The organism is Bartonella sp. AC130YNZD (genome assembly GCF_042196865.1).
In the GTDB taxonomy this organism is placed as follows: domain Bacteria; phylum Pseudomonadota; class Alphaproteobacteria; order Rhizobiales; family Rhizobiaceae; genus Bartonella.
The window spans coordinates 19,134-35,721 of the sequence record NZ_JBHIQZ010000005.1 but is presented as its reverse complement, the minus strand read 5'-3'; the positions used below and the strand labels follow the sequence as shown (position 1 = coordinate 35,721).

Sequence of the window (16,588 nt, the reverse complement as noted above, 5' to 3'; positions counted from 1 at the left end):
CACATTTTGTTAAGTAAACTTTATAAAAGACAATTTTTTACAAAAAGTGCACGCTTTAGATGTAATCATTTTCTTTTAAAATAAAAGAGTTTTCCAAAATATTTATTGTGAACAAGGTGTTAGAGGCATGTCTATCTATTTGTCACTTCACCAACAAAACTGTTTGAGCTTGCATTTTTAATATGAATTTCTATCACGCTACCTGTAGAGGCTTCTGTATCGACGACAACAGGTAAAAGCCAAGGGGAACGTCCTACCATTTGCCCTGAGTGACGTCCAGGTTTTTCGATGAGAACGTTCGTTTTTTGACCAATTTTAGAACGCAAAAATGCATTTTGTTGCTCAAGGAGAAGGATTTGTAAATGTTGAAGTCGGGCATCTTTTACAGATTCATCAACATGATTTTTCATTGTGGCTCCCACTGTTCCAGGACGGGGGGAATATTTAAAAGAATAAGCTGAACTGTACTGTACTTGTTGAATAAGTTTAATGGTTTCTTCAAAGTCTTCATCTGTTTCTCCTGGAAACCCTACAATAAAATCGCCTGAAAAGGCAATATCTGGCCGTGCGGTTCGAATTTTTTCGATAAGATGAAGATAATGAGAGCTTTTGTGTTGTCGGTTCATGGCTTTTAAGATGCGATCTGAACCTGATTGAACAGGAAGATGGAGGTAAGGCATTAACATATCAAGATCTCGATGCGCGGCAATAAGGCTATCATCCATATCACGTGGGTGGCTGGTTGTGTAACGCAAACGCTTTAAACCATCGAGTTTTGCGAGATGATAAAGAAGATCGCCAAGACGCCAAGTTTTGCCATCAGCACTTTGTCCATGCCAACCATTGACATTTTGTCCAAGCAGCGTAATTTCTTTGACACCCGCTTCGATGAGTTGAAGGGCCTCTTCAGTAATTTGTTCAACGGATCGTGATATTTCAGCACCGCGTGTGTACGGAACAACACAAAAAGTGCAAAATTTATCGCAACCTTCCTGTACTGTTAAAAATGCGCTAACACCTCGTTTTCTTACTGCATGTTTATTATGGGGCGGCAAATGAGCAAATTTATCTTCAACAGCATAGTCTGTTTCGATAATTTTTTTCCCTTGTTTGGCTTTTTCTAACAATTCTGGCAAGCGATGATACATTTGCGGACCAATAACAAGATCCACTGTTGGAGCACGGCGCAAGATTTCACTTCCCTCAGCTTGTGCAACACAACCTGTTACACCAACCATAAGGGGTTTATCAGGTGTGCGCTCTTGACGCATAACGCGCAAACGACCGAGATCAGAATAAAGTTTTTCTGCTGCTTTTTCACGAATATGACAGGTATTAACAAGAATAAGATCGGCATCATTGGGAATTTGTGTTGTCACATAGCCTTGCGAACTGAGACTATCAGTCATCCGTTGGCTATCATAAACGTTCATTTGACATCCATAGGTTTTGATAAAAACCTTTTTAGGAGCAACAGGAGGCGTATTTTTAGGATTTACTTTATTCATAGCGGATGTGTAAATGTTTTTTACACAAATCTCAATCTATTTGCTTAAAAGTTTTTTGCATGATAATTGCATCACCACGACCATTTTTTGACGCGTAGTAGGCAAGACGTTCAGAAATTTTTTGAAATTCAAAGCGTTGATAAAGGTTCAAAGCAGAAAGATTTGTGGCTTCTACTTCCAAGAATAATTTTATGGCGCCCTTGTCGTGAAGATGGTGAACTGTGCTTTCGATAAGAAAGGTACCAATTCCTTGTTGACGATAATGAGGATGAACAGCAATTGTGATGATTTCTGCTTCATCAAGGATGAGACGGCATAGGCAAAAGCCTAAAATTTGATCAGAGCGATCAATGAGAAAAACTTTGTGTCCGAAGATAGAGTGATCTGTTAAGAAATTATCAAAAGCTTGTTTTTCCCAAGAAGGGGTAAAACAATGCTGATGAATTTTATGAAGAGAAGCACTATCATTAACTTGTAGCGGAGCAATTCCAAAATTCTTTTTTGTCAATGAAAATTTGGGCATTATTTTTTTTGTGGTAAAGCAAAATTGGTTTGTTGTTTTGCATCAGCGTTGCGTAGATAGAGTGGGCGAGGTGAATTTTTTGATTGTTTGTTTGCAGCAAGATAAGCATAGTTTACAATATCGGCCGCTTCGCAGGGGATTTTTTCTAGGACAATTTTTTCGTATATTTTATGGTTTTTAACATGCTCCACAACGACATCAGCAGCTGGGCCAGTCAGTCGGGTTTTTTTTGGCAAATCTTCGAGGATATTTTCAATTGTTTTTAATCCCGGCTCTTCCAAAGGTGTGAGATCATTATGAAAATTTTGATGGTAGAACATCCCTCTCCCTGCTTCAATGACAACAGTAATTGCCGATGCTGTACTTTTACTATTTATGACTTGTGCTGCTAACGCTTCAAGAGCACTCACTCCAATAGCTGGTATTTCAAGTGCTAATGCCAAAGCGCGCGCTGTTGCAACACCGACACGTACACCAGTAAATGACCCAGGTCCAATATTGACAGCAATACGCTCAACTTGATCAAGCGTCATATTGGCTTGTGTCATTATTTGTGTAATCTGCCCAATAAGTTTTTCAGCATGTCCTTTGTTCATGCGCTCATTGATACGCGCAATAACAGATTTATGACGAATAAGCGCAACAGAACAATAAATTGAAGCAGTATCTATAGCAAGGATAAGCATAAAAATATTTTAGTTGAATAAAACGATAAATAAAAGTCCTGCTGTATTTTTAATCTTTTCATTATCGTATATTTCATTTGTAAGAAAGTTACTAGTGCCAATAAGCAACAATATCTTTTTATGGGATAGAACGAGATGTTGATTTAATCCTTATTTTTATCACTTTTTGAATGAGTATCTTGAGTATTGTAAGATTCTCTTATTTTAAATCTACTTATGGTGAAACAATTAAAGTTATTAGCTTGTATATTACAAGCGGAGTTAGCGTATGAATCAAAACTGTTGAAGAAAAGAATAAAAACTCCTTTCACGAATCGTTTAAATGTAAGGATTGTCACAACTTTTAAGCTATCAAATAGTACGATGATGCCACTTGTATTACATAGTAAGTAAAAGTAATTTAAAAGAGGAAAAGTTATGACCCCACATTTTTTCCAAATAAGAATATATTCTATCCGTCTTTATATAAAAACCTCAGCGTAATGAGAGCAGATGAAAGAAATGGCATTATTTTGCATGAGTTACCTATTTCGATACTACTCTGTTGCAAATCATTATGGACTGAAAAGCAAATTTGACAGTTTTCACTTAAATATCAGCTCTTTCAATTTTTTGTATAGAATAATGAGCAGTATTTTAGAACTTTTTTTGGTTTATGAAAGAACTGATTTTAATAATAATGAGGACTTTGGGTTGATTGCATACTACGTTGAAAAAAATAATAATCAATGCACATTTAAAATGTTATATGATTTAAATCATTCAATTGTATCATGATAAGGCTACAAATACCGAGAATAATTATGGAGCAGGTTGAAGCCAAAATGACGCGCCATCCTGCTTTTTTTAGTGATCGGATATCAACACCTAATCCTAGTGCAGCCATTGAGATAACAGTAAACAACTGGGCAATAAATTTGATGGGATTGATAGCCTTTTCAGGGATAAGACCACTTGAGCGAACAAGCATCATGATAATAAAGCCAATGATAAACCATGGGACGAGGGTATGTAAACGCAAGCGTGTTTGTGCTGATCGGCGATAAATGATTGATAGAGTAAAAATAACAGGGCCTAACATGAGAACCCGTACTAATTTGACAATTGTTGCAATTTGAACACTCAGAAAAGAGACAGATGCTGTTGCTGCTAAAACCTGTGGTACAGCATAAACAACCATACCAGCAAGCACACCATATTGGCTAAATGACAAATTCAGAGACGGATGTAAAAAGGGTAGAAATAAAATAATAAGAATTCCTAAAAGAGCAGTGAAGGCAATTGACGCGGCTACATCGTCATGTTTTGCTTTTATGACAGGTGCAACGGCGACAATAGCTGAATTGCCACAAATAGCATTCCCACAAGCGACCAGCATTGCTAAGTGTGTAGAAAGCCCGAAAAGTCGGCCGATGGCAAAGCTCAGGATAATCGTTACGAATATCACGAATATGATACTAGCAAGCAAATTCCAGCCAGCTGAAAGGACTGCGTTAATGCTAATGCTTGCTCCTAGAAGAACGATAGCAATTTCGAGAAGTGTTTTTGCGCAAAAGGTGATACCTTTTTGAAAATATGTTGGCAAAGGAAAACAACTACGAATAATCGATCCTAAAAGAATTGCCAAAACAAGGCTTTCAAGCCAAGCTTGTCCCAAAAGCTGTTTTTCTACGACTTCTAAGCCATAAGCTAAGGCTGATATGAGTAAACATACTAGAATACCAGGACCAAAGTCGTTTAAAAGTGAGAGTTTTTTCTTTATCACTTGAATATTTTCCCCATACAAAGAAATGATAGTAAATAAAACGAGATAACAGGTAAGAGAAAGAAATTTTTAAAGATTTGTTCTTGCTTGTACAGCTGCTGCTAAAGTTCCGTCATCAAGATAATCAAGCTCGCCTCCTACAGGGACACCATGAGCAAGTCGCGTAATTTTAACTGGAAAATTGGAAAGCTGATCGGTGATATAGTGAGCAGTTGTTTGACCTTCGACAGTCGCATTGACAGCAAGAATAATCTCCGTAATAGGGTTTTGTACAACACGTTGTATTAAGGTGGCAATATTGAGTTCATCAGGGCCTATTCCATCTAAGGGAGAGAGTCGTCCACCCAACACATGGTAACGTGCGGCTAAAGTTTTTGCGCGCTCAAGAGCCCACAGATCAGCAATATCCTCAACAACAATGATTGTTGTATCATCGCGGCGTAAATCTGTGCAAATTGAACAAGGATCAATGGTATCGACATTTCCACAAACAGAACAAATGCCGACTTTTTCTATAGCTGCTTGTATAGCCGCTCCCAAAGGCTCCAGCAATGTCTCTTTTTTTTTAATAAGATGAAGCGCAGCACGACGTGCTGAACGTGGACCAAGACCTGGTAACCGTGATAAAATCTGAATGAGACGTTCAATTTCAGGTCCTGCAATGTATTTAGACATATTTTTGTCCCACGGAAAAAATCCGTTTCATTAAAATGGAAGCTTGAAACCTGATGGGAGTGGTAGCCCTGCGGTCATACTTTTGGTTTTTTCTTCTATTGCGACTTCGATTTTTGTTCTTGCTTCATTATAAGCCGCCATAATGAGATCTTCAAGAATTTCAGCTTCCTCAGGTTTGAGTAATGAAGGATCAATTTGAATTGCTGTTATAATATTTTTGCCATTTAAAGTGATATTGACGAGACCACCCCCTGCAGTGCCCACAGCTTGCAGATTAGCTATTTCCTCCTGAATCTTCTGCATTTTTTCTTGCATTTCTTTGGCTTTTTTCATCATGCTCATCATTTCACGCATAGGAATAGGTATCCTTATTCATCATTGATATCATTTTTATTTTTAAAAATATCAGCATTTTTAAAGGTATTGGGGAGTAAATCAAGATCATTTTCTTCTTTATTGAGTCGAATATCGACAATTTTTGCTTCTGGGAAATGATTGAGGATTTTCGCGATATCAGGATCTGTTTCTGCATTGGAAAAAAGAGTCTTTTGAATCGCTATACTTTCCTCCTGTAAGGTTGGGCCACCTCCTTCATTAACAAAAGTTATTGTCCAGCGTTTTTCAGTCCATTGAGATATCTTTTTTTCTATATCATGAGCAAGAAATTGTGGGGTATTTTCAGAAAGTCTCAAGGTAATATGCCCAGCTTCAAAAGAAACAGGATGAACAAATTCTTTAACAAGGAGTTTGAAAGGAACGTCATTATGCTGTTCGGCTAATTGAACAATATCGTGCAAAGAATTAATCACGAGAGTTTTAGGTTCAGTAATCTTTTCTGTTGTTTGCGTGACAGAATGCGATAAATTTGCAATCTTTTCAGAAAAATCAGTAGATTGAGAAGTTTCTAGAATTTCTGTTACTTCTTGGGCGTTGATTTTGTCATGGTTTTGATTTTTAACTAAATTTTCTGGTTGTAAGGAATGATCTAATTGGTTTTTCAAAGAGCTTTTTAAATCTGATTGATCGGCTAATATATTTGAAACGCTCGAGGAAGCATGGGCTCCGACCATTGTTTCTTTTGTTATATTATTTGCATTTGTAGATTCTTGATGAGAAGAATTTTTAACCAGTGTGAGAGGCGTTTTTTCTTGCGTAAGCTTTTTTAAAGCCTCATCAAGAGTTGGTAAGTCAGCCGTGTGAGCAAGACGAATTAAAAGCATTTCAGCGGCTTGAAGAGGACGTGCAGTTTGATTAACTTCCTGTAAACCTTTGAGTAACATTTGCCAGTTTCGGGATAAAATAGGAACGGAAAGTTTTTTTGAAAAGTCTAAACTTCTTAAACGTTGTTCTTCAGTCAGAGAGAAATCTTCCACTATTTCTGGTGTAAAACGTAAACGTGTGACCAGATGATTAAAATCGGCTAGTTCTGTCAATATAGTAAGAGGATCAGCACCTGCTTCATATTGACTGCGTAATTCATGTAACGCATTGACAACATCGCCCTTCATGATATCTTCAAAAAGATCAATAATACGTGCTTGATCCGCTAATCCTAACATTGTACGCACCGCAATAGCATTAACATTGCCATTGCTATGGGCGATTGCTTGATCAAAAATGGATAATGCATCACGTGCAGATCCTTCTGCAGCACGGGCAATCATAGAGAGCGCTTGATCTTCTACTTCTACCTTTTCATATTTCGCAATTTGGCGCAAATGTGCACTCAAAGCTTTTGATTCAATACGTCGCAAATCAAAACGTTGGCAACGCGAAAGAATTGTAATAGGAACTTTGCGAATTTCTGTTGTGGCAAAAATAAATTTCACATGGGAAGGTGGTTCTTCAAGAGTTTTCAATAAACCATTAAAGGCTTGTGTTGAGAGCATATGTACTTCATCGATAATATAAACTTTATAGCGTGCAGAAACAGGACGATAGCGTATTTGTTCAATAATTTCACGAATATCATCAATGCCCGTATGAGAAGCGGCATCCATTTCTATAACATCAATATGGCGCCCTTCGATAATTTGTGTGCAATGTTCACCAAGAGAGTCCAATACAGTTGTTGGTTGGTCAATATCTTTTGTTTTATAATTAAGCGCACGTGCCAAAATACGTGCTGTTGTGGTTTTACCTACGCCACGAATCCCTGTTAACATCCACGCTTGTGCAATACGACCTTTTTCAAAGGCGTTGGTGAGAGTACGCACCATAGCTTCCTGACCAATGAGGTCAGAGAAGTTTTGGGGCCGATATTTACGAGCAAGAACACGATAGGCTGTTTCTACCGGTAAATTTTCCATGAATATTTCCAACTTCGAAGTTCTTTATGCGTACATTTTGATAATACAAAAGCATAGATCAATACTGTAGTCTCATATAAAAGGATTTTTTCTTAATCAAATTATTTATGGGGCAATTTGTTTAAAAACAACAAAATCCCTTTATTTGCTGCATACAAATGCCGCTCTGAAGATTAAAAATACCTCGCTAAAAGACAGTATAAAAAAATAATTTCTTCAGCAAAATAGGAGGTTGGAACAATGACCCGTACCAGAACTCGTTGGGGCTGCTTCTTTCCAGACCTGACCCAGTTGGCGAGTAGTTCGTCCACCACCAACCTCCCAAAATCCATATTGTCGATTTAGAATGAAAAATCAAGCTCAGAAACAAAAAATATCATAAGAACGATGAAGAATTTTCCTTTGCGTTTAATTTATTAACATATAAACAACAAAGAGGTTGAGGATTTATCAGTTATTCATAATAATAGCTCTTTATATTTATTGGGTATAAAAATATTTTCTTCGTTTAAGATAATCTGAATGTATGATGATACTGCTGAAATCCGTAAGAGTTTTAAGATAGGTACGTCTGTTCTAAAACTACGAAATTGAATGATTAAAAATTTGCAACGATAAAAAAGGCAAATAAAGCAGATAGATCATGTAATTGGCTAACATTCGAAAGTCAGGTGGAAGAGTGCTATTTAAATAATTATAAAATATTGCTTTAATGGTGTTGTTCCTCTATACAAAACAGAACATCCCAAACGGAATACATTTAATGTTGTACATTCACAGGCTTTTTAAAAAGCGATTGCTCAATACTCTTAACTATATTTCAAAATCTACTCGTAAATAGTATACATATTCTCCTTGAGATATAAGTCCATTGTGAACTATCCCTTTTATGCTTAATACAAAGTATAAACTTTAGTCCTCATACTACTTAACAACTCCAATGTTGCGATCCCTTGCACTTGAGAGGCTTTATAAGAAGCATTTTTATTCCTTTTTTAATCGTTTTTACTCACACATCACTCCCATTTGTAACTTTCAAGGAAAAAAATTTAATTGATTTCAATATGAGATTTAAGATGGGAGGATCTTACTTTATTCGTGGTTTTAATTCAGTATAAGAAAATCAAAATCTTATAATGATAAGTCAATATCTTAAATATCGTATAAGAAACCCACCTCATTTCTATAGTGAATGAGAATATCAAATATGTAATATTTTTGCTTTTAACATATATGAATATAAATACTAAATAAATGTTATCGCTCTTTTTTTGCGTGCTTGTTCTTTTAATTAAAAAACATTGATGTTCATCACAAAATGGATCAATATATGAATTTCCATTATTTGAGAAAAGATTTCATATATTTTTAAGGGATTGTACTCAGCAAGAGAAGATGCAACATTAAACGCTATAGAAATAAGAGGGTAATGATTTTATAAGCATAAAAATGGTTCTTATTCGATATAAGCGACATTTTATAGTTTCAAATAATTATATTCTTTAATAAGGAGGGAAAAGCGAGATAAATTTTTATAAAAAGCTGAATGAGTATGACTTAAAGTGCAGTGAGGAATGCATCTGTAGATGCAAATTTTACTTTTCTGTTTATCTAAGTGATTTGGGTACGATGTGCTTTATAGTACTTAAAATAAAGCAGTTGCGAAGATAGAAGTTATATTCTTATTAAAAAAATAGCTCTGATAGTAGAAAATACAGAACAATTTAAGTTTAGTCTTTTAGTTTTCGCAAAAGTTATTTAATATCTAACCTTATGAGCAGCTTAAGGTTTGCCATATTAGTATAAAAATAACCTCTTCAGCGATTAGTTTTAATAGCTCATTATGCCGTATTTTGAAAAAAACACCTGAAAAAAAGAATAACTCTACTCAAATTTAGATGTTATAGAAATATTGTTAATCATAATCTCCTGTGTCACAATCTGTTCCAACAACTTTTTTGTTCGTAATATTTTTAAAAATATAATGTCCTGACCAAGGAAAACTTATATGAAGAGATTTTATATTTTTTAGGGTAAAGATTTTCTTTTCTTTATCATGGGTTATTTTTTTTTCATCATCAACAAAAATTCTCAATTTGTTTAAATCAGAAGGGGCAGAGTATGATAAAGTAAAGGATACTTTCTTCGGTTTAAAGGTATTACAAGAGTATTCAACTCCTTGCTGGAATGTATAGGATGGTGTGATCACAACACTTTCATCCCGCGCAAAATTCCATTTTTTTTCACCAAAGCCAGCAAATGCAACACTAGAGTAGGCGAGAATATTTGCGGCTAATAATCCTCGCGTGAAGACTTTTTTCATTATCCTCTCCTTTTTTCTAAAGTGAGGTGAATCATAAATCAGTTTTTATAAAGATACAAGTTCAAACTTAACGCTAAAATCAGGGCTAAGTTGCATTTTTTAGTTTTAAACCATGTTTAGAATGATATTAATCTAAGAGATTCGAATGCTCTATTATGTATAATAATTTGAATTGTTTTGAGAGCTAATTTAGAAGTTCGTTATCTTTATTGGAATATTGTCAGAGGAAATGACTTTTCTCAAGAGGCTCTCTTTGAATATATAAAGGGAAATAGATGGTACAAGCGTTTTTATTTTTGGTTACTGTGTTTTTTTACACTGGTTTTTATACGAGTTGAATTGCGGTTTATCATGATATAATTTGTGAGAAAATATTATGAAAATAATTTATATATTCTATTACGAGCTGTTTTTTCTTCTTCAGTGTTTATGAAGGGTGTTGAGTAGAAAAAAACGAGCCCTTTCAAGATGGGTTGCATTATGAAATTTTTATGATGTTTTTTGATATCAATAAAAATGATGGCAGCTTAATTGCTTTTATATATACGATGTTCGATCGTTTTGTGCTGGATAAGTACCGATAATACGCAGTTCTGCAGAAAAGAAAGATAATTCTTCTAAGGCAAGTTTCATCATCGGGTCTTCAGGATGTCCTTCAATATCAACAAAGAATTGTGTTGCATTGAAATTTCCACCAATTTGATAGCTTTCTAATTTTGTCATATTGATACCATTCGTTGCAAATCCTCCCATAGCTTTATAGAGAGCAGCGGGGACATTGCGCACTCGAAAAAGAAGACTGGTGATGATTTTTTCGCCATTTTGAGGTTTGGGGACATGCCGTTTGGAGCGTGAAAGGATGACAAAACGGGTAATATTATGAGGGTTATCTTCAACATCTCTTTCAAGAATATCAAGTCCATAGAGTTCTGCTGCGATTAAAGGTGCTAAGGCAGCCTGTGAACGTTTAGCATTTTTTTTAATAAATTTTGCAGCTCCAGCGGTGTCAGCAGAAACAACAGGTTTCCAACCGTTGTTTCGTATGATTTTTCGGCATTGTGCAAGGGCATGCGTATGGCTGTGGACGGTTTTAATTTCGTCATGTGTAACGCCGGGCAAAACCATGAGTTGAAAATGGATAGGTAAAAAATATTCATCAATAATATAAAGAGATGACTGCGGTAAAAGATGATGAATGTCTGCAACGCGTCCCGCAAGGGTATTTTCAATAGGGATCATAGCAAGATCAGCTTTCCCGCTTTCCACTAAATTAAGGGCGTCTTCGAAAGTAGCAGAGGGAACAGCATCCATATTGGGGAACATATTGGAGCAAGCAATATGGGAATTAGCGCCGTATTCTCCTTGGAAAGAAATTTTATTAGTTTTTTTAAGTATTTTCATGCTAAAATCTCACAAACTCTATCGAGATCATGTTGTGTATCTACACCTAAGGGAATTGTATCGACTATTTCCACATCAATACGCATATTGTTTTCTAATGCACGTAATTGTTCAAGTTTTTCACGTTTCTCAAGTGGTGAGGGTTTGAATGATACAAATTTCTCAAGTGCTTCGCGCCTATAGGCGTATATTCCAATATGGTGATAAAGAGGACCCTCTCCATAAGGTGCTTTGGCGCGCGTAAAGTAAAGAGCACGAAGGCGATTTTGAGAAAGCGGTGTACCAATGATTTTGACAACGTTGGGATCTCTTGTTTCATTTTCTTCAATGATTTGAGCACCCAAGGTTGCAATATCAGTAAAGCTATTTTCTAAAGGGCGTAGTGCACGAATGATTTCACGAGGCATGATTGTTGGTAGGTCACCTTGTATATTTAAAATGGCGTTGTAGCGTTGTTCAGGATCAATGCGCACTAAAGCTTCATAAATACGATCAGATCCAGACTTATGATCACCTCGTGTTATGATATATTCATGCCCATAATCTGCAACAGCTTTAGCGATATCATTATGATCTGTTGCAACGATTGTACGTCCTATTCCAGCTTTTTTGGCTTGTTCTGCGACATGAACAATCATCGGTTTTCCGCCAATTTCAGCGAGAGCTTTTTGAGGAAGACGGGTTGAGCCCATACGGGCAGGAATAAGAATAATTGGTTCAAGAGCCATTGTAAGATTCCCAATGTCATTTGTGATGCATTTATGATATTGTGTGTTATAAAGAAAAAGCTTAAACTAAAAATTGTAATGAAACCGTGAACATTTGAGTTTTTATGAATCGCCCGAGATTTATTTATTTTATTTGTGCTTGTTTATGTGTGCTGGTTGCTATTGTGGGGATTTTCACACTCAGCAATATAGTTTACGATCATCCTACATCAGTCCAATATCATCATACAGTTGCCAAGAATGATATATTTCAAGAAAAACAAAAAGCACCTGATGTTTCCCTATCACTAAATAGCCGCCTTCAACAAGGCAATTTTGAAAATGGCCGTAAAATTTTTCGCCAATGTGCCATATGCCATACTTCTGGACGCAATGAAGCAGGGCGTGTTGGTCCAGTTCTCTGGAAGATTGTTGACCGCCCTTTGGCATCAGCAGCAGGTTTTACTTATTCACGGGCATTGCGTGCTCATTCTGATCAAAAATGGGATTTTATCACTTTGGATCGTTATCTACGTTCTCCACGTGAAGCTTTTCCTGGGACTATTATGTCTTTTCGTGGAATTAAAAATGACCAAGATCGTGCCGATCTTTTGCTTTATTTACGCAGTTTATCCGATCATCCTGTTCCTTTACCAATGGATAATAATAAAGCGAACGAGCCAAATTAACTTATACCATAGATGTTAACTTTAGAAAGAAGTCTGATTTTTTTGTAATTTTAGTTTCATAGTTTTATAAAAAGAGCTCTTATTGATGTTTTGTTAGGGGGAACGCCCCTCACGCAAAACAGAACACATTTAACATTGCATATTGACTCGCTTATTTTAAAGAGCTCTTATATAAAAATGCACTCTTTACGCTGTCATCTGCGGATTGGTTTTCAAGATTTGTGTGCTTCACTTTTTCTACATATACTTGTCTGTGAAATTATTGCTGAAGGATTATCAATTCATGAGCCGCAGCTTTCTGCTTCTGAATGCAATAATTATGTAATTAAAGCTCTCCATGAAGTTTATCTCAATCCTTCTATACACATCAATCCCTATGTACTTTTACATCAATTCCCATGTATTTTTCTTATGAACAGAGATAATTGATTGTTCTTATACGTGCAATAATCCTAAGCTGCATTTTATGATGCTTGATGAATAGACGTTTTCTCTTGAGGTTAGAGATGTATGGACAGATCATTGACCTTTTATAGTATCGATCACTAAAATATAACTTAGATTATTTATTTATAGGTTATGGTTTGAAGTAAGCACTTTCATGTGAAACAATTTTTATGTGTGAATAGTAAAATAGTTGAATAGAGTTCTGCTGATTGTATTTTTATCTACGTCGAAAATTTTTTACACAAGAATACTGATAGCAGCTACGTTCCCACGAGTCTCTGTCCATTTATAGACGATGACATGAAATTATGATGATAATCCATTATAGAGAATTATTTTTTCACAAAAGGTTTTCCATATTTGTGATAAATTTAATAGGTTTCATTGGTTACAATGTTTCGATGACTTGCGATAAAATAACTTGCGATAAAATATTAGTATTTCAATACATATTGCGAGAGTGCTAAAAATTAGTGGAAGAGAGAACATCATCAAGATTCTCCAAGATTCTTAAGAGCTACGGCATTTTCTTTATAATTTGAGCGTTTATAAGTAATAATGTTAAATTGCGCTAATAATCCATTATAGAGAAGAATCTTTCCTACTAATGGCTCTCCGATTTTTGTGATCATTTTAATAACTTCCATTGCTTGTAGGGTTCCAATAACGCCAGGTAAAACACCGATGATTCCAGTTTCAGCGCATGTTGGGATAGTCCCGTGAGCTGGAGAGGTGGGGAATAAATCGCGATAGTGAGGATTATTGTCTTTATATGGCATAAGGACGGTTAATGAGCCATTAAAACGTTCTACAGCACCACTTATTAAAGGTTTTTTACATTGGGCAGCGTGATCAGCAAGAAGATAGCGTGTGGTAAAATTATCACTTCCATCAACAATTATGTGGTAAGCATTGAGCAGTTTATCCACATTACTTTTGTCTAAGCGTAGAGTGTGTTTTTCAACTATAACATGGGGATTTATTGCTTTTATAGTGGTTTCAGCACTGTCTGTTTTACTTTTTTTGATTGCATTTGTTTTATGAATAACTTGGCGTTGTAAATTGGAAAGTGAAACGATGTCGTTATCGACAATTCCAAGAGTTCCAACACCTGCGGCAGCCAAATAGGTTAAGACAGGAGCACCAAGACCACCAGCGCCTACAACAAGAACACGTGCTTTTTTTAGCTTTTGTTGCCCTGCACCACCAATCTCAGGCAAAATGATATGGCGTGCATAGCGTTCGATTTCTTTGTTGTTTAATTTTATATTTGTTTCTTGTGTCATAAATTTTCTCTTGTCATAGTTCTTTTATTGTTTACTAAGTTTATGATGCATAGACCAGTCTGCTTTTAGGATAGAGAGGATTTATTTATGAAAATTGCCATTCAGATGGATCATATTTCAACAGTTCGGATTCAAGGAGATACGACATTTGCACTCGCTTTAGCAGCCCAAGAACGTGGACACTCTCTCTTCCATTATACACCAGATCGTTTATCTCTATACGATGGTTGTGTGATTGCACGACTAGAGCCATTGATTGTACATGATAAAGAGGGAAGCCACTATCGATTAGAAAAGCCTGTTCGTACGGAATTAACAGATATGGATGTGGTTCTTTTACGCCAAGATCCACCTTTTAATCTCAATTATATCACAACAACTCATTTGTTAGAACGTATTCATCCTAAAACACTCGTTGTAAATGATCCGGCATGGGTACGCAACAGTCCAGAAAAAATTTTTGTTACTGAATTTTCTGATCTGATGCCAGAAACATTAATTACCAAAAATATTGAAGAAATAACAGCTTTTAGAGAGACATTTGGCGATATTATTGTTAAACCACTTTATGGAAATGGGGGCGCTGGTATTTTTTATTTAAAACAAGATGATCGCAATTTAGCATCATTGTTGGAAATATTTGCAGAAATTTATCACGAACCTTTTATTGTTCAGCGCTATTTAGAGGCAGTACGAAAAGGAGATAAAAGGATTATTTTGCTTGATGGTACACCTGTTGGAGCTATTAATCGAATTCCGACAGAAACAGATGTGCGCTCTAATATGCATGTTGGAGGTCGCGCGGAAAATGTGGAGTTAACAAAACGTGATTATGAAATTTGTGAACGCATTGGTCCAGCCTTAAAGGAACGCGGTCTTCTTTTTGTGGGGATTGATGTGATTGGAGATTATATAACAGAAATTAATGTGACGTCTCCTACGGGAATTCGTGAAATTAAACGCTTCTGCGGTATAGATGTTGCTCATTTGTTTTGGGATGTTATTGAGTTCAAGCGTTCAAATGAATTTATTTGACAGAGGACAAAAACATGGTTTTAAAAAAATGATCCATGTTGTTTTTTATATTTGTTATGTTGCAAATGTGAACTAGAATGACCGTATGATATAAATTAAGAGGCTTTGTTTTCAATTTTAGGGAGTTTATAGATGAACAAAGTATTATCAATTGGAGTGGGATTGATTTTTGCGCTACTGCTGTCAGTAAATGGAGGCAATGCGCGCGATCAAATACAGATTACTGGTTCATCTACAGTTTTACCTTATCAAAAGATTGTTGCTGAAACATTTGGAGAAATTTATCCCCATTTTAAGGTTCCTGTTATCGAATCGGGAGGAACAGGAGCTGGTATTAAGGAATTCTGCCGTGGTATTGGGGAGAACACTGTTGATATTGTTAATGCTTCGCGAGCAATGAAACCGAGTGAATTACAGTCTTGTTTTGATGCTGGTGTAAAAGATGTTGAGGAAATACGTATTGGGTATGATGGCATTGTTTTTGCAACTGATATTAAGGGGCCTGATTGGAAATTACAGCCAGTAGATGTTTATAAAGCCCTTGCTGCTCGAATTATTATAGACGGAAAGTTGCAACCGAATAATGTTTTGAAATGGAGTGCAGTTAATAGTGCTCTTCCTGATTGGACGATAGCAGCGTATATTCCTGGAGAGAAGCATGGGACACGTGAAGTTTTTGAGGAAAAATTACTTACTAAGGGGTGTAAAGAGAGTGGGGCAGTTGAGGTGATGAAGTCTTTAGGAATGGATGATAAGGAGATACACACTGCTTGTATTGCGGTACGTAAGGATGGAAAAGCGGTTGATATTGATGGTGATTATTCTGAAACATTTGCGCGTCTAACTTCTAATAAAACAGGGGTTGGTATTTTTGGTTTGTCGTTTTATCAAAATAATGCTGATAGGCTAAAGGTTGCCGATATTAACGGTTTTGCGCCAACAGTTGAGACGATTTCTAGTGGACAATATCCAGTTTCTCGTCCGCTTTTTTTCTATATTAAGAAAGCACATTTAGGTATTATTTCAGGTTTGCGAGAGTATGTTGATTTTTTTCTTTCTGATCAAATGATTGGTCCAGAGGGTCCTTTGGCTGAATATGGTTTGATTGTTTCTCCTGAAAAGGAACGTCAAGCACAGCGTTCTGATTTTTCTGCTGGTCGAGTAATGACATTGAAATAATTTGCAGGGAAAATTTGTTGGATTTCTGAGATAGGAAATTTGGGTGCTATTTTTT

At 36.0% G+C, this 16,588-nt stretch carries 14 protein-coding genes and 1 other RNA gene; 3 read left to right on the top strand and 12 right to left on the bottom strand.

Features of this window, described 5'->3' with window-relative positions; all coding sequences use genetic code 11:
* Positions 1 to 131: 131 nt before the first annotated feature.
* The 11 genes from miaB to ACFINU_RS03170 form a co-directional block, all read right to left on the bottom strand.
* Positions 132 to 1,508: a tRNA (N6-isopentenyl adenosine(37)-C2)-methylthiotransferase MiaB gene (gene miaB / locus ACFINU_RS03220; RefSeq protein WP_375618036.1), complete on the bottom strand. Its 1,377-nt coding sequence runs from the start codon at positions 1,506 to 1,508 to the stop codon at positions 132 to 134.
* A gap of 31 nt (positions 1,509 to 1,539) precedes the next feature.
* A complete protein-coding gene (gene rimI, locus ACFINU_RS03215; protein ID WP_375618035.1) occupies positions 1,540 to 2,031 on the bottom strand; it encodes a ribosomal protein S18-alanine N-acetyltransferase in 492 nt (163 codons plus the stop codon).
* Positions 2,031 to 2,717 (bottom strand): tRNA (adenosine(37)-N6)-threonylcarbamoyltransferase complex dimerization subunit type 1 TsaB, encoded by a 687-nt coding sequence (tsaB, locus tag ACFINU_RS03210; protein WP_375618034.1) that lies wholly within the window; start codon positions 2,715 to 2,717, stop codon positions 2,031 to 2,033. The genes rimI and tsaB overlap by 1 nt, the downstream gene beginning before the upstream one ends.
* Positions 2,718 to 3,453: 736 nt before the next feature.
* The gene (locus ACFINU_RS03205; RefSeq protein ID WP_375618033.1) at positions 3,454 to 4,482 is read right to left on the bottom strand and encodes a YeiH family protein; all 1,029 of its coding nucleotides are present in this window, start codon (positions 4,480 to 4,482) and stop codon (positions 3,454 to 3,456) included.
* Between the two features lie 69 nt (positions 4,483 to 4,551).
* Positions 4,552 to 5,157: a recombination mediator RecR gene (recR, locus tag ACFINU_RS03200; protein ID WP_273790577.1), complete on the bottom strand. Its 606-nt coding sequence runs from the start codon at positions 5,155 to 5,157 to the stop codon at positions 4,552 to 4,554.
* Positions 5,158 to 5,187: 30 nt separating this feature from the next.
* Complete coding sequence (locus tag ACFINU_RS03195; RefSeq protein ID WP_375606797.1) at positions 5,188 to 5,511, bottom strand: YbaB/EbfC family nucleoid-associated protein; 324 nt, start codon at positions 5,509 to 5,511, stop codon at positions 5,188 to 5,190.
* Positions 5,512 to 5,525: 14 nt separating this feature from the next.
* Entirely contained in the window at positions 5,526 to 7,466 is a 1,941-nt protein-coding gene (locus ACFINU_RS03190; protein WP_375618032.1) for a DNA polymerase III subunit gamma/tau, read from the bottom strand.
* A gap of 224 nt (positions 7,467 to 7,690) precedes the next feature.
* Positions 7,691 to 7,788: signal recognition particle sRNA small type (gene ffs, locus ACFINU_RS03185), an RNA gene on the bottom strand.
* 1,593 nt (positions 7,789 to 9,381) lie between these two features.
* A complete protein-coding gene (locus ACFINU_RS03180; RefSeq protein ID WP_375618031.1) occupies positions 9,382 to 9,789 on the bottom strand; it encodes a hypothetical protein in 408 nt (135 codons plus the stop codon).
* A 537-nt stretch (positions 9,790 to 10,326) separates the two neighbouring features.
* A complete protein-coding gene (locus ACFINU_RS03175; protein WP_273790573.1) occupies positions 10,327 to 11,190 on the bottom strand; it encodes a prephenate dehydratase in 864 nt (287 codons plus the stop codon).
* A complete protein-coding gene (locus tag ACFINU_RS03170) occupies positions 11,187 to 11,918 on the bottom strand; it encodes a 3-deoxy-manno-octulosonate cytidylyltransferase (protein WP_375618030.1) in 732 nt (243 codons plus the stop codon). Before ACFINU_RS03170 ends, ACFINU_RS03175 begins: the two co-directional genes overlap by 4 nt.
* Before the next feature lie 104 nt (positions 11,919 to 12,022).
* On the opposite strand from ACFINU_RS03170, the gene ACFINU_RS03165 reads away from it, so the two are divergent.
* Positions 12,023 to 12,586: a c-type cytochrome gene (locus ACFINU_RS03165; protein WP_375618029.1), complete on the top strand. Its 564-nt coding sequence runs from the start codon at positions 12,023 to 12,025 to the stop codon at positions 12,584 to 12,586.
* 938 nt (positions 12,587 to 13,524) lie between these two features.
* Here the strand turns inward: ACFINU_RS03165 and ACFINU_RS03160 are convergent.
* Complete coding sequence (locus ACFINU_RS03160; protein ID WP_375618028.1) at positions 13,525 to 14,319, bottom strand: molybdopterin-synthase adenylyltransferase MoeB; 795 nt, start codon at positions 14,317 to 14,319, stop codon at positions 13,525 to 13,527.
* An 87-nt stretch (positions 14,320 to 14,406) separates the two neighbouring features.
* On the opposite strand from ACFINU_RS03160, the gene gshB reads away from it, so the two are divergent.
* Together gshB and ACFINU_RS03150 are read left to right on the top strand one after the other, a co-directional pair.
* On the top strand, positions 14,407 to 15,354 hold the full coding sequence (gshB, locus tag ACFINU_RS03155; protein ID WP_375618027.1) for a glutathione synthase: 948 nt from the start codon (positions 14,407 to 14,409) through the stop codon (positions 15,352 to 15,354).
* A 132-nt stretch (positions 15,355 to 15,486) separates the two neighbouring features.
* Entirely contained in the window at positions 15,487 to 16,533 is a 1,047-nt protein-coding gene (locus ACFINU_RS03150; protein ID WP_375618026.1) for a substrate-binding domain-containing protein, read from the top strand.
* Positions 16,534 to 16,588 lie beyond the last annotated feature (55 nt).